The sequence below is a fragment of the Halorussus amylolyticus genome, assembly GCF_004143485.2.
GTDB classification, from domain to species: domain Archaea; phylum Halobacteriota; class Halobacteria; order Halobacteriales; family Haladaptataceae; genus Halorussus; species Halorussus amylolyticus.
In genome coordinates, this window is the sequence record NZ_ML974135.1 from 34,899 (window position 1) to 53,421 (window position 18,523).

Annotated in this window: 21 protein-coding genes and 1 pseudogene; 12 read left to right on the top strand and 10 right to left on the bottom strand. The window is 65.4% G+C overall.

Annotated elements, in window-relative coordinates:
• The first annotated feature begins 126 nt into the window (after positions 1-126).
• Together EKH81_RS12395 and EKH81_RS12400 are read left to right on the top strand one after the other, a co-directional pair.
• Complete coding sequence (locus tag EKH81_RS12395; protein WP_238392179.1) at positions 127-495, top strand: DUF7471 family protein; 369 nt, start codon at positions 127-129, stop codon at positions 493-495.
• The gene (locus EKH81_RS12400; protein ID WP_132058704.1) at positions 492-1,004 is read left to right on the top strand and encodes a winged helix-turn-helix transcriptional regulator; all 513 of its coding nucleotides are present in this window, start codon (positions 492-494) and stop codon (positions 1,002-1,004) included. Before EKH81_RS12395 ends, EKH81_RS12400 begins: the two co-directional genes overlap by 4 nt.
• A gap of 17 nt (positions 1,005-1,021) precedes the next feature.
• Here the strand turns inward: EKH81_RS12400 and EKH81_RS12405 are convergent, their stop codons facing one another.
• Entirely contained in the window at positions 1,022-1,615 is a 594-nt protein-coding gene (locus EKH81_RS12405) for an HdeD family acid-resistance protein (RefSeq protein WP_132058703.1), read from the bottom strand.
• A gap of 407 nt (positions 1,616-2,022) precedes the next feature.
• Between EKH81_RS12405 and EKH81_RS12410 the strand changes: the two genes are divergently transcribed.
• From EKH81_RS12410 to EKH81_RS12430, 5 genes are all read left to right on the top strand, one after another.
• The gene (locus EKH81_RS12410) at positions 2,023-3,327 is read left to right on the top strand and encodes a DUF7405 family protein (protein ID WP_132058702.1); all 1,305 of its coding nucleotides are present in this window, start codon (positions 2,023-2,025) and stop codon (positions 3,325-3,327) included.
• Positions 3,328-3,404: 77 nt separating this feature from the next.
• Positions 3,405-4,466, top strand: a complete 1,062-nt coding sequence (locus EKH81_RS12415; RefSeq protein ID WP_132058701.1) for an iron transporter — start codon at positions 3,405-3,407, stop codon at positions 4,464-4,466.
• Positions 4,467-4,551: 85 nt separating this feature from the next.
• The gene (locus tag EKH81_RS12420) at positions 4,552-5,631 is read left to right on the top strand and encodes an iron transporter (RefSeq protein WP_132058700.1); all 1,080 of its coding nucleotides are present in this window, start codon (positions 4,552-4,554) and stop codon (positions 5,629-5,631) included.
• A 650-nt stretch (positions 5,632-6,281) separates the two neighbouring features.
• Positions 6,282-7,613, top strand: coding sequence for an MFS transporter (locus EKH81_RS12425; protein ID WP_132058699.1), 1,332 nt, complete (start codon positions 6,282-6,284; stop codon positions 7,611-7,613).
• 70 nt (positions 7,614-7,683) lie between these two features.
• A complete protein-coding gene (locus EKH81_RS12430) occupies positions 7,684-8,130 on the top strand; it encodes a universal stress protein (protein WP_132058698.1) in 447 nt (148 codons plus the stop codon).
• A gap of 97 nt (positions 8,131-8,227) precedes the next feature.
• On the opposite strand, the gene EKH81_RS12435 is transcribed toward EKH81_RS12430, so the two are convergent.
• Together EKH81_RS12435 and EKH81_RS12440 are read right to left on the bottom strand one after the other, a co-directional pair.
• The gene (locus tag EKH81_RS12435; RefSeq protein ID WP_132058697.1) at positions 8,228-8,659 is read right to left on the bottom strand and encodes a universal stress protein; all 432 of its coding nucleotides are present in this window, start codon (positions 8,657-8,659) and stop codon (positions 8,228-8,230) included.
• Positions 8,660-8,707: 48 nt separating this feature from the next.
• A complete protein-coding gene (locus tag EKH81_RS12440) occupies positions 8,708-9,103 on the bottom strand; it encodes a DUF2267 domain-containing protein (protein WP_132058696.1) in 396 nt (131 codons plus the stop codon).
• A 147-nt stretch (positions 9,104-9,250) separates the two neighbouring features.
• On the opposite strand from EKH81_RS12440, the gene EKH81_RS19585 reads away from it, so the two are divergent.
• The 3 genes from EKH81_RS19585 (at position 9,251) to EKH81_RS12455 (ending at position 10,734) form a co-directional block, all read left to right on the top strand.
• Entirely contained in the window at positions 9,251-9,688 is a 438-nt protein-coding gene (locus tag EKH81_RS19585; protein ID WP_132058695.1) for a universal stress protein, read from the top strand.
• A gap of 72 nt (positions 9,689-9,760) precedes the next feature.
• The gene (locus EKH81_RS19590; protein ID WP_132058694.1) at positions 9,761-10,204 is read left to right on the top strand and encodes a universal stress protein; all 444 of its coding nucleotides are present in this window, start codon (positions 9,761-9,763) and stop codon (positions 10,202-10,204) included.
• Positions 10,205-10,293: 89 nt separating this feature from the next.
• Entirely contained in the window at positions 10,294-10,734 is a 441-nt protein-coding gene (locus EKH81_RS12455; protein WP_132058693.1) for a universal stress protein, read from the top strand.
• 39 nt (positions 10,735-10,773) lie between these two features.
• Here the strand turns inward: EKH81_RS12455 and EKH81_RS12460 are convergent, their stop codons facing one another.
• A complete protein-coding gene (locus tag EKH81_RS12460; protein ID WP_132058692.1) occupies positions 10,774-11,376 on the bottom strand; it encodes a DJ-1/PfpI family protein in 603 nt (200 codons plus the stop codon).
• A 153-nt stretch (positions 11,377-11,529) separates the two neighbouring features.
• Positions 11,530-13,017, bottom strand: a complete 1,488-nt coding sequence (locus EKH81_RS12465) for a zinc metalloprotease (RefSeq protein WP_449405107.1) — start codon at positions 13,015-13,017, stop codon at positions 11,530-11,532.
• Positions 13,018-13,208: 191 nt separating this feature from the next.
• Between EKH81_RS12465 and EKH81_RS19765 the strand changes: the two genes are divergently transcribed.
• Positions 13,209-13,334, top strand: a complete 126-nt coding sequence (locus EKH81_RS19765) for a hypothetical protein (RefSeq protein WP_274380502.1) — start codon at positions 13,209-13,211, stop codon at positions 13,332-13,334.
• Between the two features lie 10 nt (positions 13,335-13,344).
• Here EKH81_RS19765 and EKH81_RS12470 read toward each other — a convergent pair whose 3' ends face one another.
• Positions 13,345-14,349: a transcription initiation factor IIB gene (locus EKH81_RS12470; protein ID WP_132058690.1), complete on the bottom strand. Its 1,005-nt coding sequence runs from the start codon at positions 14,347-14,349 to the stop codon at positions 13,345-13,347.
• A gap of 322 nt (positions 14,350-14,671) precedes the next feature.
• Positions 14,672-14,797: pseudogene (locus EKH81_RS12475) on the bottom strand (phosphoribosyltransferase); the annotation flags it as partial.
• A gap of 125 nt (positions 14,798-14,922) precedes the next feature.
• Between EKH81_RS12475 and EKH81_RS12480 the strand changes: the two are divergent.
• Positions 14,923-16,341, top strand: a complete 1,419-nt coding sequence (locus EKH81_RS12480) for an arylsulfotransferase family protein (RefSeq protein WP_132058689.1) — start codon at positions 14,923-14,925, stop codon at positions 16,339-16,341.
• A gap of 18 nt (positions 16,342-16,359) precedes the next feature.
• On the opposite strand, the gene EKH81_RS12485 is transcribed toward EKH81_RS12480, so the two are convergent.
• The 3 genes from EKH81_RS12485 to EKH81_RS12495 all read right to left on the bottom strand — a co-directional run bounded on the left by EKH81_RS12485 (position 16,360) and on the right by EKH81_RS12495 (position 18,459).
• Entirely contained in the window at positions 16,360-16,572 is a 213-nt protein-coding gene (locus EKH81_RS12485) for a DUF7576 family protein (RefSeq protein WP_132058688.1), read from the bottom strand.
• Positions 16,573-16,612: 40 nt separating this feature from the next.
• The gene (locus EKH81_RS12490) at positions 16,613-17,926 is read right to left on the bottom strand and encodes a cation:proton antiporter (RefSeq protein ID WP_132058687.1); all 1,314 of its coding nucleotides are present in this window, start codon (positions 17,924-17,926) and stop codon (positions 16,613-16,615) included.
• Between the two features lie 122 nt (positions 17,927-18,048).
• Positions 18,049-18,459 carry a hypothetical protein gene (locus tag EKH81_RS12495; protein ID WP_132058686.1) on the bottom strand — a complete coding sequence of 137 codons (411 nt, stop codon included), beginning with the start codon at positions 18,457-18,459 and terminating at the stop codon, positions 18,049-18,051.
• Between the last annotated feature and the right edge of the window lie 64 nt (positions 18,460-18,523).

The following is an 18,523-nucleotide window of genomic DNA, read 5'->3' on the forward strand; positions in this document are numbered from 1 at the left end:
CCCCCCCCCCCCCCCCCCCCCCCCCCCGGCGCCCCCCCCCCCCCCCCCCCCCCCGGGGGGCCCCCCCCCCCCCCCCCCCCCCCCCGACCCGGAATCTGTAAACGTCAGAAACGAGTACCTCCGCGTATGCTCTTTCCGGACGGTCGGGTGCTCGTCGGTCCGGCGCACGCCGGGACGGGTCCGTCGGCCGAATTAGTCGTCCTGCTCGGACTCGCGGGCGTCGGGTCCGCGCTCGTGCTGGCGCTCGCGCTCGCGGCGCTGTTCAGGCGACGAACGCGGTCGTACCTGCTGGTCGCGCTCGCGCTCTCGACGCTGCTCGCGCGGACCGGGGTCGCCGCGCTGTCGGCGGTCGGCACGGTCGGCGCGGAGTCGCACCACGTTCTCGAACACGGTCTCGACGTGGTGATGGCCGGACTCGTCATCGCCGCGGTGTACGACGCCCGGACCGCTCGCAAAGACGCCGCCCTCGACGATTCGCGAGGTGAGGAGTCGTGAGCGAGACCCGTCGGGCAATCGCGGCCCACGTTCGCGCGAATCCGGGCGTCCACTTCAGCGGCGTCGTCCGGGGTCTCGACCTCGCGCCCGGACAGGTCCAGTATCACCTCCGGCGACTCGGCAAGGAGGGCGAAGTCGTCGCCGAGGAACTCCGCGGTCGGACCCACTACTACCCGCCGGAGTACGACGACTGGGAGCGCGCCGCGCTCGCGACGTTCCGGCGCGAGACGGCGCGCGACGTGCTCGCCCACCTGCTCGACGTTGGAGAGGCCGCGCCCGCCGAACTCGCCGACGAACTCGAACTCGCCCGGAGTACGGTCGAGTGGCACCTCGATTCCCTGGTGGCACACGACCTCGTGGACAAACGCCGCGAGAACAATCGGGTCAGACTCGCACTCGCTCGGCCCGAGGCGACCGCCGACCTGCTCGGCGAGATTACGCCCTCGCTCCCCGAGCGCATGGTGGACAGATTCACGCGGTTGGTGGACGATTTCGTGGAAGGCGGGTGAGTTTCAGGAGTCCGGCTTCACGTCTGCTGCGGTCGCTCTCCAGTGGGTGCGGTCTCTGAGGGCACTTCCTCGCCCCGCGACGAGAACAGAATCATCGCGAGACCCGTACTCAGGAGATTCAGACCGAAGAACAGGCCGAGCGCCCACGCCGCAGTCGCGGGCCAGCCCACCCACAGCAGGACCGCGAGCAGGAGCGAGAGGACGCCGCTCCCGACGAGCCAGACCCACCCGTCCGCCGGGCGAACCCGAACGCCCATCGCAATCTCCACCACCCCGTCCACGAGGAAGTAGCTAACGAGGAGCAGGCTCAGAGTCAGCAATCCGAGAACTGGGTTCGCCAGCAGACTGATTCCCGCGAAACCGTACAGTACGGCCAGCAGAATCTGCCAAATCGACCCGGTCCACTTCCGGGCCGAGAAGGCGTGCGCGACGTGGACGAGCGCGCCGACGACCAGTAGCGCCCCGAGCAGAATCGACAGCGAGAGACCAGTCACGAACGGAAACGCGATTGCGAGGAGTCCGAGGACGACCAGCAGCGCCCCGCCGATTTTGAACGAGCGCTGGTCGATGCGGGCGTCGGGACTGACGGTGTCTGTAGTAGTCGTGCTCATGGTTTTCTTCGACAGTAGAACTACGGTTAAGTATTGTCCGTAATCGCCGGACAGGTCCCGAAGGAGACGCCGGGAAGTTCGGTCTCCTCGTGCGATTCGGGAGAGACCTATTCGGGTATTTACCCGCGCTGAGACCCCCGGAAAAGGCGCGATTTCCGCGAGGGAAACGGTCGAGTCGCCCGAGCGAGGGTCCGACGTACGGGCTTGAAGCGCTAACACGAACCGTTACCTTGAGAGCGCCCACCTCGAATCGTCGGTCCCCGTGCGACGAAGCGCTCGATTACGGATTACTCGCTCGATACGCGCGGGCATATGCCGCGTTTCGTGGAAATCTTCGACTAATTGATATTCGGCTTTCGACGCGCGAACCAGAACCCCCTTTCACCTTCGGTCCCAATCCACGACTAATGGACGACACCGGACGCCTCACCCGAAGACAGTTCGCCAAGGCCGCCGTCGCCATCGGCGGGGCGTCGGCGCTGTCGGCGTGTCTGGACCGGTCGGGCGGGCCGGACCTGCCGCAGGGGTCCGACGACCTCGCGGCGCTCCCCGACCGCCAGCACGCGTGGAACGAGTTCCTGGCAACCGACGACCACGGCAACGACGTGGCCCCCCGTCACCACGTCCTGCTGTTTCTCGACTACGCGAGCGAGGGTTCGCCGACCGACGACGACCGCGAAACCGCCGAATCCGCCTTTGAAAGCCTCGAACGCGCATACCCGCGGAGCCACGACAGCGACGGCGAGACCCGCGTCGGCCTGGTATTCACGGTGGGCTACTCGCCCGCCTACTTCGAGCGGTTCGACGCCGACTTGCCAGGGTCAGTGGACCTCCCCGAACCGAAGGCCCTCGCGTCGTTCGAGAACCCCGACCTCGACGCTCAAGACGCGGTGGTCCACCTCGCCAGCGATTATCCGGAGGTCGTGCTGGCGGCCGAGGAAGCCCTGCTCGGCGACCAGTCGGAACTGAACGGCGTCGAGATGGCCGCCGACCTCTCGGGAATCTTCGAGCGCGCCGAGCGTCGGACGGGGTTCGTCGGCGACGGCCTCCCCGCGGAAAATCAGGACGTTCGGGGCGTGCCCGACTCCGAGCCGATTTCCGAGGACGCGCCGCTCTACATGGGGTTCAAGTCGGGGTTCCGGAAATCCCAAGCTACCGAGGAGCGAGTCACGATTCAGGGCGGGCCGTTCGCGGGCGGGACGACGCTCCACGCCTCCCGAATCCGCCTGCAACTCCGCCAGTGGTACGAGCAGGACAGTCGAAGCCAGCGCGTCGGCAAGATGTTCTGCCCGGTCCACGCCGACGAGAATCTGGTGGAAGGTGCGGGCGACAACCTCGGCGACACCGCGCTGATGGACGAGAAGGGGTGTCCCGCCCACGCGAGCGACGACGCCCGAACGAAGGGGATGGTCGGCCACTCTCAGAAGTCGGCCCGCGCCCGCGAGGACGGCAGTCCCATCATCCTCCGCCGAGACTTCGATTCGACCGACGACGGCGAGGCGGGCCTCCACTTCGTCGCGCTCCAGCGCGAGATTTCGGACTTCGTAGCGACTCGCGAGGCGATGAACGGCGAGGATTTGGCCGAGGAGTCGGCGGCGCTCGGTCAGAAGAACAACAACGGGATTCTGCAGTACATGGACGTGCTCCGGCGTGGGAACTTCTTGGTTCCACCGCGCGACCTGCGGACGCTTCCGGAACCGAATCCGGAGTGAGTGTCTCCGGAGCAGGGTGGGTTTTCGACGCGCGTACCAGAATCCGTATTTCCCCGAGGTGACAAGGTCGAATCGAGATGGAACGACGGAATTTCCTCCGCGCTGGCGCGACTCTCGGCGTCGCCGGACTGGCCGGATGCACCGGTCTGTTCGAGACGACCTCCGCGAACTCGCCGCCGCCGGTGGTCGAGGACCGACCGGACGCGGCGTACTATCCGACGCATATCGAGGGCCACGCGAAGCCTTCGATGGCCGAGGACGGACGCCTCCGAGTCGCGCTGATGTACAGCTATCCGCACCGATTCTGGACCATCACCGGGGCGGACACGAACAAGGTGAGCATCCAATCCGAGGACGACGCCCACCTGATGGCAACCATCTGGGATTCGGAGACGATGACTGTCCTGCCGACGGCGAACGTTTCGGCCGAGATTTCGAAGGACGGCGAGACGGTCGATACGCGCGACTTCTGGCCGATGCTCTCCCAAAACATGGGCTATCACTTCGGTGACAACGTCGGTCTCGACGGCGACGGCACCTACACCGCGAGCCTCGACGTGGGCTCGATGCAGGCCCGCGGCCTCGGCGACCTGGCGGGCGCGTTCGAAGACGGAACGACCATCGAAATCGAGTTCGAGTACAGCGAGGCCGACAAGAACGAAATCATGTACGAGGAGCTCTCGGACCAGCAGGGCCAGGAGGGCGCTGTCGAGCCGATGGAGATGGAGATGATGCCGGTTTCGAGCGTCCCCGCCGCCTCGGACCTCCCCGGAACGGTCATCGGCGAGGGGACGAGCGGCGACGCGAGATTCGTCGTCGCCACCGCCAACGAGTCCCCGGAGTTCGTCGGGGATGACGAGACCTACCTCGTGGTGTCGCCGCGAACGCCGCACAACAGCTACCCGCTCCCGTTCATGAGCGTCTCCGCGACCCTCTCGCGCGACGGCGAGGCGGTTTTCGACGATTCGCTCGACGCCGGGATTTCCCCGGAGTTCGGCTACCACTACGGCGCGGCGGTCGACGGCGTCGAATCGGGCGACGAACTCGCGATTACGCCCGGGTCGCCGCCCCAGGTCTCGCGCCACGAGGGCTACGAGACCGCGTTCCTGTCGTTCGAGGAGATGACGCTGACCGCGTAGTCGGTCCCCCGATCACGGTTCGGCCCGCGGATTCCCTTTTTGCCCGCCGATTCGCTTTTTCGACTCACCGATTCGCTTTTCGGCCGTGACAGCGTACGTCGAGCAGATGCATCGACGCGACGTGCTTCGAGGGGGTGTCGCGGTCGGAGTCGCGGGTCTCGCGGGGTGTGCCGGGCTGTTCGAAACCGAGTCGGCGCGCTCGCGCGAGCGGGCCACGACGGTCGAAGACCGCGAAGAGGAGGTGTACCACCCGACCCACCGCGAGGGCGCGACGACGGTCGGGACGGGCGGCGAGGGCCGATACGAGGTCATCCTGCTGTACAGCGTTCCACACGGATTCTGGACGGTTTCGGGGAGCGAGACGAATCTGGTCGAGATTCCGGACGACGCGAGCGCGCATCTGATGGCGACCATCTGGGACGCCGACACCGAGACAGTTCTCCCGACGGCGAACGTCTCAGCCGAGATTTCGAAGGACGGCGAGACGGTCGATTCGCGCGACTTCTGGCCGATGCTTTCCCAAAACATGGGCTATCACTTCGGCGATAACATCGGTCTCGACGGCGACGGCACCTACACCGCGACTCTCGACGTGGGCGCGATGCAGGCCCGCGGACTCGGCGACTTGGCGGGCGCGTTCGCCGAGCGCACGACCGTCGAAGTCGAGTTCGACCACGAGCGCGAATCCCTCGGCGGTCTGGCCTACGAGGAGTTCCCCGACGAGCAGGGTGAGGCCGCGGCGCTCGACCCGATGGACGCCGATATCCCCGTCGCACAGGTGCCCGCCCGCGACGACCTTCCGGGGTCGGTCGTCGGTACGGGCGTCAGCGGCGACGCCGATTTCGTCGCGTTCCTGCCGGACGAGACGCCCGAGTTCGTCGCCGACGACCGCACCTACCTCGCAGTTTCGCCCCGGACGCCGTACAATCGCTACCCGCTCCCGTTCATGAATCTCTCGGCAATTCTCTCGCAGAGCGGCGAGACGGTCTTCGAGGGCGCGCTCGACGCCGCCGTCTCGCCCGATTTCGGCTATCACTACGGCGTGAGCGTCGAGAGCGCTGATTCGGCTCTCTCGCTCCGGGTGGACGCGCCGCCACAGGTCTCGCGCCACGAGGGGTACGAGACCGCCTTCCTGGACATGTCGGCGATGAAGCTGACGATTTAAGTCGCGAGTGTTCGAACGATTGGCACCACGAATTTCGGGACTCAGCCTACTGATTTCCGGTGACTCATCCCACTCGGCGCGCGCTGGCGCTGGCCCGTAGTTTGGGCCAGCGCCCATGCGTGCGAGGGATGACTGAGCGACCAGCGGGAGCGAAGGAATCGGTTGGGGAGGATGGTGGCCGTTGCGGGTGCGGTGCGGGTCTCAGAGGTGACGTGCGAGCAGGAAGCTACGAGAACGAAATGTAGCGGGATTCACTTTCCTTCCCTGTCCATCAGGGCTTTCTACTCGCACTCCACAAATGAGAGACCGCAACCACGCCCTCCCCAACCGACTGCGGTCCTCAGTCGGTCGTTCCCTCCGGTCACTCCCTCTTTGCGGTCCTCATCCACCGGAAGACAAACCGCGTCTTCCGAGCCTGCGGTCGCTTCGCTCCCGCAGACCTCGCGCGCTTTGGGCGAGGCTCAAACCGCCGGAAGACAAATAGCGTCTTCCGAGGTCACACTCGCGTCGCTCGTGTGACCACGAGCCTCGCCAGCGCGCGCCGGGCGTAAAAGTCAGTTAAGAAACATATAGGGCGCAACAGTCGAGAGCCGACGAAAGCGTGCAGACCGTCCCAAACCATTAGACGCGAACCGTCGTTCTCGGTACGAATGAGCGACCCGAGAGCAGGAACCGCCACGCTCAAACGCCCCCGACGCGCGCTCGCAACGGTCGTCGCCGTGGTGTTCATCGACCTGCTCGGATTCGGCATCATCATCCCGATTTTGCCGTTCTACGTCCGGAGCTTCGGCGTGAGCGACGTGTACATCGGCCTGCTCGCGGCCTCCTACTCGCTGATGCAGTTCGTCTTCGCGCCGCTGTTGGGGTCGCTGTCGGACCGCCGGGGACGGCGGCCCGTCCTGCTCATCTCGGTCGCGGGGAGCGCGGTGGCGTGGACGGTGTTCGGACTCGCCGGGAGTATCGCAGTCCTCTTTCTGTCGCGGATGCTCGCCGGTGCGATGGGCGGCAACCTCGCGGCGGCCCAAGCCTACGTCTCCGATATCACGCCGCCGGAGCGTCGGGCGAGCGCGTTCGGTCTCATCGGCGCGGCGTTCGGACTGGGGTTCATCTTCGGCCCGGCGCTCGGCGGGGTGTTCGCAAGCGACCCGGTCGTGGAGTTCGCGCGCAGAGTTCTCCCGTCGTTCGTGCCCGCGACCAGATTCTCGCTCCCGAGTTTCGCGGCCGCGGGGCTGAGTCTGGTGAACCTCGGCTTCGCGCTCGCGTTCCTCGAAGAGTCGGGCGTCCAGCGACTCGCCGCCAAACGGCTCTCGTGGGTAGCGACGTTTCGGGACGCGCTCGCCGACGAGGGCCTCCGGGGCCTCGTGGTCGCGTTCTTCCTGCTGTCGGTCGCGTTCTCGGGCGTGCAGGTGATGTTCATCCCCTTCGCGGCCGACCAGTACGGCTACGGCGCGACCGAGACCGCGCTCCTGTTGACCTACATCGGCGTCCTCGGAGTGGTGTTTCAGGGCGTGCTGGTCGGACGGCTCTCGCGCAGGTACCCCGACTCCCTGCTCGCGATTGCGGGCGCGGTCCTGCTCGCGGGCGCGCTCGCGGCGCTCCCGTTCTCGCCCGAACTCGGTCGGGCCTTCTTGCCGTCAATCGGCGGCGGGTCGCCGCCGATTGACGGGGCGGCGTTCCTCACGCCCGAACTCCTCGCACTCGTCGCGGTCCTGCCGGGCCTGTCGCTCGGTAACGCCCTGCTGTCGGTGTCGCTCACGACGCTGGTCTCGAAGGCCGCGGGGGCCGATGTGCAGGGGAGCGCGTTCGGCATCACGCAGGGCGCGGGGAGTCTCGGCCGGACGGTCGGCCCGCCGGTCATGGCCGCCCTCTACGTCGCAGCGTTCTGGACGCCGTTCGCGGTCGGCGCGGTGCTGTTGGTGGGGACGCTCGCAGTACTGGTCCGGTGGTCTCGATGGTCCCAAAGCACGAGTCGGACGGAGTAATCCGGTTCGGGCCGACCATCTTTCCGATTCGGGCCGACCACATTTAGTCCTCGGCGTCGAAGTTCGAACCATGTACGAGCGCATCCTCGTCCCGACCGACGGGAGCCAGCAGGCCCGGCGAGCTGTCGAGCGCGCAGTGGACCTCGCGAAGACCTACGACGCCGAACTCCACGTCCTGTTCGTCGTGGACACCACGCGGTTCGGCGCGGAAGTGGACGCCACGTTCGTCATCGGGAAACTCGAACGGGCGGGCGAACAAATCGTCGAGGAGACCGTCGCGCAGGCGACCGAGGCGGGCGTCTCCGACGCGACCGGCGTCGTGGAGTTCGGCCCGATTCACGGCGTGATTCTGGACTACGCCGACGACCACGACGTGGACCTCGTGGTGATGGGCACCCACGGACGGAGAGGCGTGGACAGGTATCTGTTCGGAAGCGTCACCGAAAAGGTGGTTCGGCGCTCGGACGTCCCGGTACTGACGGTTCGAGGAAGCAGTCCGGAAGCCGAGTCGTCGTGAGCGAGACCGGCATCACCGTGAACGAGGGCACTCGCGGACCGCGAGCGAATCGCTCGCGGTCCGCCAGCAGGGAGCGGTCGGAGTCCACCAGCAGGAATCAGTCCGGGTCCGCCAACGGAACCGTGAGGACGGGCACGTCGGCCGTCCGAACGACCTTCTCGGTCAGACTTCCGATGAGAACGCGCTCGACGCCGCGGCGTCCGTGGGTTCCCATGACGACGAGGTCAACGTCGTACTCCTCGATATAGTCGCGGATGGTCTCGTAGGGGTCGCCCTGAAGCACCACATCCTCGACCTCGACGCCGCGGTCTCGGCCTCGTTCGGCCACGTGGCCGACGATATCTTCGCCCTCCTTCATCAGCACGTCCTGCGTGCCCTCGTCGGTCGTGACCGTGCTGTACTGGCCGGTGTCGGCGACGTACAGCGCGTGAACCGTCGCGTCGTACGACTCCGCCACGTCAAGCGCGTTTTCGAGCGCGGCCGCGGTTCCGTCGCTGCCGTCGGTCGGGAAGAGAATCGTATCGTACACGCGGGATGCTTCGACTGACAGCACCCTTACTTTTTCGGGTGTGCCCGATTACTCCTCGACTTCCTCGGCGTCGATGAGTTGGAACAGGTCGTCGTAGTCGTCGGGAAGTTGCGCCCGGACCTGCTCGATTTCGCTACCCGCGACGAGTTCGCTCACGAGCCCGACCACGACCCGGCCGTAATAGGCCGCCTCGGATTTATCGACGTTCGCGCGTTCTGCGACTCGTTCCATGAACTCGTCGTAGTCGAACCGCTGGCCCGATTCGGCGGCGTGGAGGTAGTAATCGACCTCCATCGGGAGGGGCCCCGCGAGGTCGGTGGCTTCGCCCTCCTGTAAACGCTCGCCCAACGTGGTCAGCACGGCGCGCGTCGCCCGAACCGCCCGCCCGAGTTGCGGTAGCTCGAGGCGGTGCTGGACTTCCCCCATGAAGTCGTTGTACTTCATGGCCGCGGCTACCACGGGCACGCGAAAATACGTAACGGCAGGTCGCGTCCGCAGGTAACAGCGAGCCGAGTCCGTGAGCGGCCGGTCGCCGTTCTCGCCCCGAGAACCGCCACTCACGTTTTCCGGTTGGGCGTCGAAGTCCGGTACATGTACGAGCGCATACTCGTTCCAACGGATGGGAGTGAGGGGGCCGGGGCCGCGGTCGAACGCGCAATCGACCTCGCGAAGACCTACGACGCCGAACTCCACGCGCTGAACGTCGTCAACGTCGCGACCCTCTCGGTCGAGGTCAACACCGCGCGAATCATCGAGAGCCTCGAAGAACAGGGTGCGGACGCGACCGAGGCGGTCGTCGAACGGGCCGAGACCGCGGGCGTCGGGGACGTACAAACCGCGGTCGTTCACGGGATTCCCCACGGCGCGATTCTGGAGTACGTCGAGGACCACGATATCGACCTCGTGGTGATGGGCACCCACGGCCGGTCCGGTCTGGACCGGTATCTGCTCGGGAGCGTCACGGAAAAGGTCGTCCGGAAGTCCGACGTCCCCGTGCTGACGGTTCGGATGGCGAAGGACGACGAGTGAGTGGCCTCAGAAGACGAGTGACGCCGCCGAGACAGCACCGTTTTTCTATCTCGGCGCTGACGTTCGAGACACATGTACGAACGCATCCTCGTTCCGACCGACGGGAGTGACGCAGTCGGTCCCGCGGTCGCTCACGCCATCGACCTCGCGAAGACCTACGACGCGGAGCTACACGTCCTCAACGCGGTGAACCTCGAACCCGCGGCGTTCGAGAACGGCTCGACCGTCGTGGACCGACTGGAGAAGGCCGGACGCGACGCCACCGACGCAGTCACAGAGCGCGCGGAATCCGAGGGTCTCGACCGGGTGACGGCCGACGTGACGAACGGCGAACCTCACACCGCGATTCTGGACTACACCGCCGACAACGACATCGACCTCGTGGTGATGGGCACCCACGGCCGAACCGGTCTCGACCGCCACCTGCTCGGAAGCGTCACCGAGAAGGCCGTTCGAACTGCCGACGCGCCCGTGCTAACGGTCCGAAAGCCCGATTCGGACGACGCCGAAAGCTGACGGCCGGGAGGTGAACTTCGATTGCGGTCGATTCTCACGAGCCGAGAACGACCCACAGCTTTTGGTGCCTCCCGTTCCAAGTGGCTGATATGTACGAGCACATACTCGTCCCGACCGACGGCAGCGAAGTTGCCGACAGAGCGTTCGAACACGCCCTCGACCTCGCAGAGACGTACGACTCGGAACTCCACGTCGTCTACGCCGTGAGCGTGACGCCCGCCGCCGACGTGGACATGGCGACAGTCCAGCGGGAACTCGAAAACGTCGGGACCGAGACGACTGAGTCGCTCGGCGACCGGGCCCGCGATGCGGGCGTCGAGCGCGTGACGACCGACGTCGTCAACGGACGGCCCCACCGCGCCATCTTGGAGTACGTCGAGGACAACGACATCGACCTCGTGGTGATGGGCACGCGGGGACGGACCGGAATCGACCGCTACCTGCTCGGGAGCGTCACCGAGAAGGTGGTCCGACTGTGTGATGCGCCCGTTCTGACGGTTCGCGGTGGGCGCGAGGAAGACGAAGCGTAAATAAGCGAGACGCAGACGGAGACGGGCAAGCGCGGGCGCTCAGTCCTCCGCGGCCTCGGCGGTCGCGACCGCGCCGTGTTCGATTTCGGTTCCCAGCACGTCGAGGAACTGGGCTATCCACTCGACGTGGTCGCTCCAGTCGCGGCCGGTCACGAGGTTGCCGTCGGTCGTCACGCCGTCGTAGTACTCGCCGCCCGCACCCTCGACGTCGGATTCGAGCGCGGAGTACGCCGAACAGGTCCGACCGCCGATGACGTCGGCCGCCGCGAGAATCTGGGCCGCGTGACAGATGGCCGCGACCGGCTTGTCTTCCTCGAAGAAGTGCCGAACTGCGTCCAGCACCTCGTCGTGAGTCCGGAGGTACTCGGGCGCGCGCCCGCCGGGGAGGACGAGACCGTCGTACCCGGTGGGGTCCACCTCGTCCATCGACGCGGTGAGCGCGAAGTTGTGGCCCCGAGATTCGACGTACGTCTGGTCCCCCCGGAAATCGTGGACCGCGGTCTTGACGGTGTCGCCCTCGTCTTTTTCGGGGCAGACGGCGTCCACCTCGTGACCGACCGCCTGGAGCGCCTGAAACGGCACCATAATTTCGTAGTCCTCGCCGAAGTCGCCGACTATCATGAGTAGCTGTTTGCTGGACATGGTATCTCCCCGAAAGAAGTTCGACCGCCCGGAAAAAATAGGTGACGATAGGTCAGGAACGCGCGTCGGTGAAGCCGTGCGAACGAACACGGTCCAGTCGGATACGAACCGGTCGAAGTCGGGGGCGGCGCTCGGGGTTCCCGACGGCGTCACTCACTCCTCTTCGAGTTCGTACGTCCCCGGCGTGTAGAATGTCTCGTTGATGTGCTCCCAGTCGTCGAATGGGTCGCCGTCGGAATATTCCAGCGGGTCGTCGTAGTTGTGGTGGTTGTAGTTCATCACACTCGAGTACTCCGAGTACGGAACGTCCTCGGAATCGACGCCCTCGTAATCTTCCGACTCGATTCCCATCGAGTGGCCCAGTTCGTGCATGAAGACCCCTGCCTCGGGGTTGCTACCATACCCTTTAAAAACGAAAGCCCCGTTGCCGTGCTCGATGAGCGAGTACCCGCCCAGTTCCTCTCCGTCTCGGACGGGTTTCTCCACCACGATGGCGTAGTGGTAGCCATGGCCCTCGTGGTCCATGTAGTCCAACATGAGTTGGTCGATTTCGTCCACATCTGTCTCGTCCTCGGCAGGTATCTCGTCATTTTCGACGAGGTGGAGGGTGATTCCCTGCGAACCGTCGGGGTTCTCGATAGGCGCGTCCGCGTACTCCTCAACGACCTCCTCAAGTGCGGTCTCGTCCGGCTCTTGGCCCTCCATGTAGTCGATCTCCACGAAGACGTCTTTGCGGAGCGGATCGGCATCTGCGATCGGTGAATCGCTGGCGACCTCCATCCCGTCATCGAGACCGTCGCCGTCGGTGTCGGCGACCGTCGGGTCGGTGTCGTACTCGTCGAGTTCCTCACCGTCGTCGAGGCCGTCGTCGTCGGTGTCGGCGGCCGTCGGGTCAGTGCCGTACTCATCGAGTTCTTCCCCGTCTTCGATGCCGTCGCCGTCTGTGTCCGGGTCGGTCGGCTCCAGTCCGCGGACCTCCTCGCGGTCGTCGTCCAGGCCGTCGTCGTCGGTATCGACCTTCGTGGGGTCCGAACCGAAGTCCACTTCCTCGCCGTCTTCCAGCCCATCGTCGTCGGTGTCGGCGGCCGTCGGGTCGGTGTCGTACTCGTCGAGTTCCTCACCGTCGTCGAGGCCGTCGTCGTCGGTGTCAGCGGCCGTCGGGTCGGTGTCGTATTCGTCGAGTTCCTCGCGGTCCTCGAGGCCGTCGTCGTCGGTGTCGGCGGCCGTCGGGTCAGTGCCGTACTCGTCGAGTTCCTCGCGGTCTTCGAGGCCGTCGTCGTCGGTGTCGGCGGCCGTCGGGTCGGTGTCGTACTCGTCGAGTTCCTCGCGGTCTTCGAGGCCGTCGTCGTCGGTGTCGGCGGCCGTCGGGTCGGTGTCGTACTCATCGACCTCCGGACCGTCGTCGAGCCCGTCGTCGTCAGTGTCGGCGGCCGTCGGGTCGGTCCCGATGTCCCGCTCGCGGTCGTCGTACAATCCGTCGTCGTCCGTGTCCGGTTCGAGTGGATCGGTCCCCTGCTGGAGTTCGGTGAACGCCGGTATGCCGTCACCGTCGAGGTCGACGACCGCCGTCGCGCCGACCACACCCGACGTGGCGGCAGATACTAGAAGAACGAGGCCTACAACTAACCGAGTTGAAACCATAGTCACAGGTCGAACAACTATCACATAATAGTTATGAAATTGGGGTGATTCGACGAGTGCGGCGTGGAAAATACGAAAAATGTCAGAGATTGTCACGTGTGAACCGACGCTGGCTCCTAGTTCACGTGACAGCCTTCTCTCCACTCGTCGGGTGTCTCGATTCCCTCCGGGCCGTCTGGTGGCGAACAGTCATGAAGTCCTACTTGGTCGGCTACCAACCGACCGACACAACTGCGGGCGAACGCACCGATGCCAAGCAGTACGACGACCGAGCGGCTCACTATTCGCTGTTCGACGGCAGACGTGGAACGAGGTAAAAGTCTGCGTTCAGGCCGCCGCGAACGCGTCGTCCTCGGCTTCGAGGAGTTCGTGGTAGCGGTTCCGAATCGTGACCTCGCTGACCTGCGCGACCTCGCTGACCTCGGCCTGCGTGACCTTCTCGTTGGTCAGGAGCGGCCCCGCGTAAATCGCGGCCGCCGCGAGTCCGACCGGCGACTTCCCGCTGTGGAGTCCCTTGCGCTTGGCGTTCCGGAGGAGTTCGCGCGCCCGGCGCTCCGATTCGTCGGAGATACCGAGTTCGCTGGCGAATCGCGCGACGTAGTCCTCGGGGTCGGCGGGCTGAATCTGGAGGTTCAGCTCGCGGACGATGTAGCGGTAGGTCCGCTTGAACTCCATCTCGTCGATTCGGCTGACGTTCGCCACCTCGTCGATGGACCGGGGCGTGCCGGTCTGTCGGGCGGCGGCGTAGAGCGCGCTGGTGGCGACGCCCTCGATGGACCGGCCGGGCAGGAGGTCCTCGTCCAAGGCACGGCGGTAGATGACCGACGCCGTCTCACGGACGTTCTCGGGGAGACCGAGCGCCGAGGCCATCCGGTCGATTTCGCCGAGCGCCTGCTTGAGGTTGCGTTCCTTGCTGTCGCGGGTGCGGAAGCGCTCGTTCCATTTTCGGAGGCGCTGCATCTTCTCGCGCTGGCGCGACCCGAGGGAGTTGCCGTATGCGTCCTTGTTCTGCCAGCCGATGTTGGTCGAGAGGCCCTTGTCGTGCATCATCTTCGTGGTGGGTGCGCCGACTCGGCTCTTCTCGTCCTTCTCGGAGGCGTCGAACGCGCGCCACTCCGGCCCGCGGTCCACGGTGTCCTCTTCGACCACGAGACCGCAGTCCTGACACACCGTCTCGCCGTGTTCGGCGTCGGCGGTGAGTCGGCCGCCGCACTCGGGACAGATTTCCTCGCGCTCGTCGGCAGTCCGCTCGGTCTCGGTCGGCTCGTCAGTTCGTTCGTCGTTCTGTACGTTCGCCTGCTCGCTGTAACTCTGGATGCGTGTACTCGTCATGGTGATGATGGATTGGAGGGGTCTCCCGGGAGGGTGGAGAGCGCCTGAAGAATCTCCGAGAGCCTCGGTTCCTAACCAACAGTAAGCCCGACAAGTATTTAAATGCTTCGTTTGCGTGTGCTATGTTCGCACAGTACCACGACAATGAGAGCCGAACGACTGCTCCGATAGCTACGCGATTTCCGTTACTTCAGCCACCAAATATTGCTTCTACCGCCCTCAGTCTGTTTTAGTAGTGATGCTCGGAATAGGCAATACTCCGAGCAGTCGATTCGCACGGCCGCCTCGTCCGCGGTCGGTGACGGCGCTCGTGCGAGCGCCGTCACCGACCGAGATACGACATCGCCTCGTCGTCGGACACCTGCTCGAAATCCCGGTAGAACTGCCCCACGGCGCGGAAGTTCGGCGGCGTCTCGACGCAGACCACCTCGTCGGCCTCCGCGCGGAGGCGCTCGCGAATCGTTTAAAGCTGTCCGGAGTCGTTCGAACCCGCACCGATGTGTACGTGTAATCGTGTTAAGTGCAACGTGAGAGGACAAAACCCATATGTCCCAATTTCCTGTACACGAGTACATGGCGCTCGAACAGTTGCGGCTCTCGCGGGCGTGGTTAGTACGCGGCATGGTGATGGTTCTCATCGTGTCGCTGCTCGCCCCCTCTGCGGTCTCCGCGCTGACGTACGAACCGACGAACCTCCAGAAAGGCACGATAGAGAAGCCAGCGAACGGCACCACCGTCATCTCGATTCAGGGATTCAAGTTCGCGGGACAGTCGAGCGGGAAGAAGCCCGCTCGCCTCGTGGGCGTGAGTCCGCGCGGTAACGTCGAATGGGTTCACAACGGCTCGAACAACGACGTGACGTGGTTCTACGACGTTGACCCGCTCGACAACGGGAACCTGCTCGTGACCGGCACCGAGTCCGGCGGGAGCAGCGTCTACGAGTACGACCCCGAGAACGACGAAATCGTCTGGTACGAGTACTTCGACGGTGTCCTCGACACCCACGACGCCGACCTCATCAACGACGGCGAGGAGATACTCGTCGCCAACATGCGGAACTACAACACCTCGACCGACGACAGCGAGGACCGCATCTTCATCTACGACCGCGAGGAGGAGGAGATTACGTGGGAGTGGCACTTCGACGAACACACCAACTGGACCGAAGACCAGGGCGGCACCTACGCGGCCGAACCGCCGAGCAACGACTGGACCCACGTCAACGACGTGGACAAGATTGCCGACGGCCAGTATCTGGTCTCGCCCCGGAACATGGACCAAGTGCTGGTCGTGAATCGCTCCACCAAGGAAATCGACATGCGACTCGGGGAGGACGACAACTACGACATCATGCACGAGCAGCACAACCCCGACTTCCACATGAGCGAGAACGGCACGCCCACGATAACCGTCGCCGACAGCGAGAACGACCGCATCGTGGAGTACGCCAAACGCGGCGACGAGTGGAAGCAGACGTGGGAACTCGGCTCGAATCAAGACTTCAACTGGCCGCGCGACGCCGACCGCCTGCCGAACGGCAACACCCTCGTCACCGACTCGAACAATCAGCGTGTCATCGAAGTGACGCCCGAGGGCGAGGTCGTCTGGGAGTTCTACGCGCCGTGGGCACCCTACGACTCCGCGCGCGTCAGCGTCGAAGGGGAGTCCAGCGGCCCGACCATCGCCGACCAGGACGCCGAAGGCTCCTACGACGTGACCGGAAGCGCGGGTCTCACGCCCGGCACCGGCGAGCGACTCACCTTCTCGCAGTGGCTGAGCGGCGCGTTCGCCGGAACCGCGGTCACCGACCAAGTCGATTGGTTCTCGAACCGGTGGTCGAAGATAGCGCCGTGGATTCGTCCGGTCTGGATGGGACCGTGGGACTTCGTGGGCGTCGTCATCGCCACGCTCGTCCTCCTGTCGTGGGGACTCGGCGAACTACTCTACAACCGAAAGCGAATCTCGAACGGCGTCAGACGGCGACTCGCCTGAATCGGTCGGGAGTCGCTCTCAGTTCAGATACCCTTCCTCGCGCTTCCACGCCTCCAGACAGTCGTCGCTACAGAAGTGGTAGGTCCGGGCTATCAGGTCGCCGAACTCCGAGACCGCGTCGTCGCGGAACATCGGGTGGGGTTCGAACAGGTCGATGGACTCCTCGCAGGTGACACACCCGACGTACTGGGAGTCGGCCTCCCCCTCGTACACGCCGTATCGTTCGGACATACGTCGCCTACGCCGCCCGTCCGGGTAACGGTATCGTCGGTCAATCGGTCGTGACCTCCGCGCTCTCGTCGGGGGCGGTTCGGGACGACTGGTAGCGTTCGAGGAGGTCCATCGCGGGGTTGGCCGCCACGCCGTGAACTACGATGGAGGTGAGGACGACGAAGCCGACGATTGCCCAGAGTCGTTCCTGCGCGACGAGGAGTTCGATTTCCGCGAACGTCGCCTCGTTGAACGCGTGGGCGAGGTAGTAGAACGACCCGATACCTCGGATACCGAACGCGGCGACGACCGCGCGCTCGCCCCACGGCACCGACGTGCCGAGCAGGCCGACCAGTCCGGCGACAGGACGAACCACCAGCACGATTACGAGACCGACCGCGATTTCCACCGGGGTCAGAGGCGCGAGCAGACCGCCGACGACTGCCCCGCCGAACAGCACCAGCACGGCCGCCATCAGGAGTCGCTCCACGATGACCGCGAAGTCGTGGAGGTCGCGGTAGTACTCGTGCTCCCACTCGTAGTGGCGGAGTTCGAGCGCGGCGACGAACACCGCGATGAAGCCGTAGCCGCCCGCGATTTCAGTCACGCCGTAAACGATGAGCGTGGCCGCGAGCGCCTCCGCGCCCTCCATCACCTCCGCGAGTTCGGTCGAGGAGGCCGACCCGAAGATGAACCGAGCGACCGCCTGTCCGCCGAGATAGCCGAACACCACGCCGACGATGATTTTGTACCCCACGTCCATCAGCGCCCACTCGCCGAGCCACGCGAGCGACCCGCCGGTGGCCCCCGCCATCGCGATGGCGAGGTTCGTGAACGGGAAGGCGAGACCGTCGTTCAGCCCCGCTTCGGACGTGAGCGCGAACCGGACTTCGTCCTCCTGCTCGTCGGGGTCGATGGTGTCGTCGGTGTCCACGGTCGGCGGACTCGCCCCCACGTCGGACGCCAGTACGGGGTCGGTCGGCGCGAGGACCGCTCCGAGGAGCACCGCAGTCACACCGAGCGTGCCCATGACGCCCCATCCCAGCAGCGCGACCACGGCGATAGTCAGCGGCATCACGACGCCCAACAGCCGCCACGTTATCGACCACGCCCTCACGCTGAACGGTCGGTCGAGCTTCAGCCCCGACCCCATGAGCGCGATGATGACCACGAGTTCGGTGAGTCGTTCGGTGATTTCGGAGTGAGTGATGGGGTCCGGAAGCTCGATGCCGAGCGGAAGCGAGAACAGAATCATTCCCGCGGCGACGTAGATAATCGGAAACGAGAGCGGCTTGTCCGAGACGAGTCGCGGGAGGACGACCGCGCCGAGAACCGCCAGCCCCACGAGTATCTGGACGATTTCGTAGACCGCCATCGCACCATCGTACCGGAGTCCGGCGTAAAGCTTCGTCGGCCGTCTTTCCGGGCGTCTCCGGGGCGGGAACCCGCCCCGGAGACGCCCGCGGATTCGGTCGGAAGTCGAAAATCGCCGACGGCTTAGTCGTCGTCGAGCGCGGCCTCCATCGCATCGGTGAACTGCCCGGTGTCTTCGGGGAACACCGACATCGGTCGGGGGCGTCCCTCGACCTTGATGCGGACCTTCCCGCGCTTTCGGTACGTCCAGTAGACGCTTGCGCCGCCGATGGACGCGAAGATGAGACCCACGGCCACGTCGCGCCGCGTGGATATCAGCCCCCATCCGAACAGGACGAGACTCAGCAGCCCCACGAACCAGTCGAACTGCTCGACCGTGATTTCGACGATATCCTCGCGGTCGATTCGCGTCACCGACCCCGCGGCGTCCACGAGCAGGCTGGTGTCGGTCAGCGCGAGCGTCCCGCCGGTGCGGAGCGGAAAGCGTTCGAGGACGCGCTCGTCGTCTTCGAGCGCGTCTGCCACGTCAGTCATCGTGAGCGTGGTTGGCAGTTCACGTAAAAAAGCGGGTCGGTTCGCGCGCCGACGCGAGATTCGC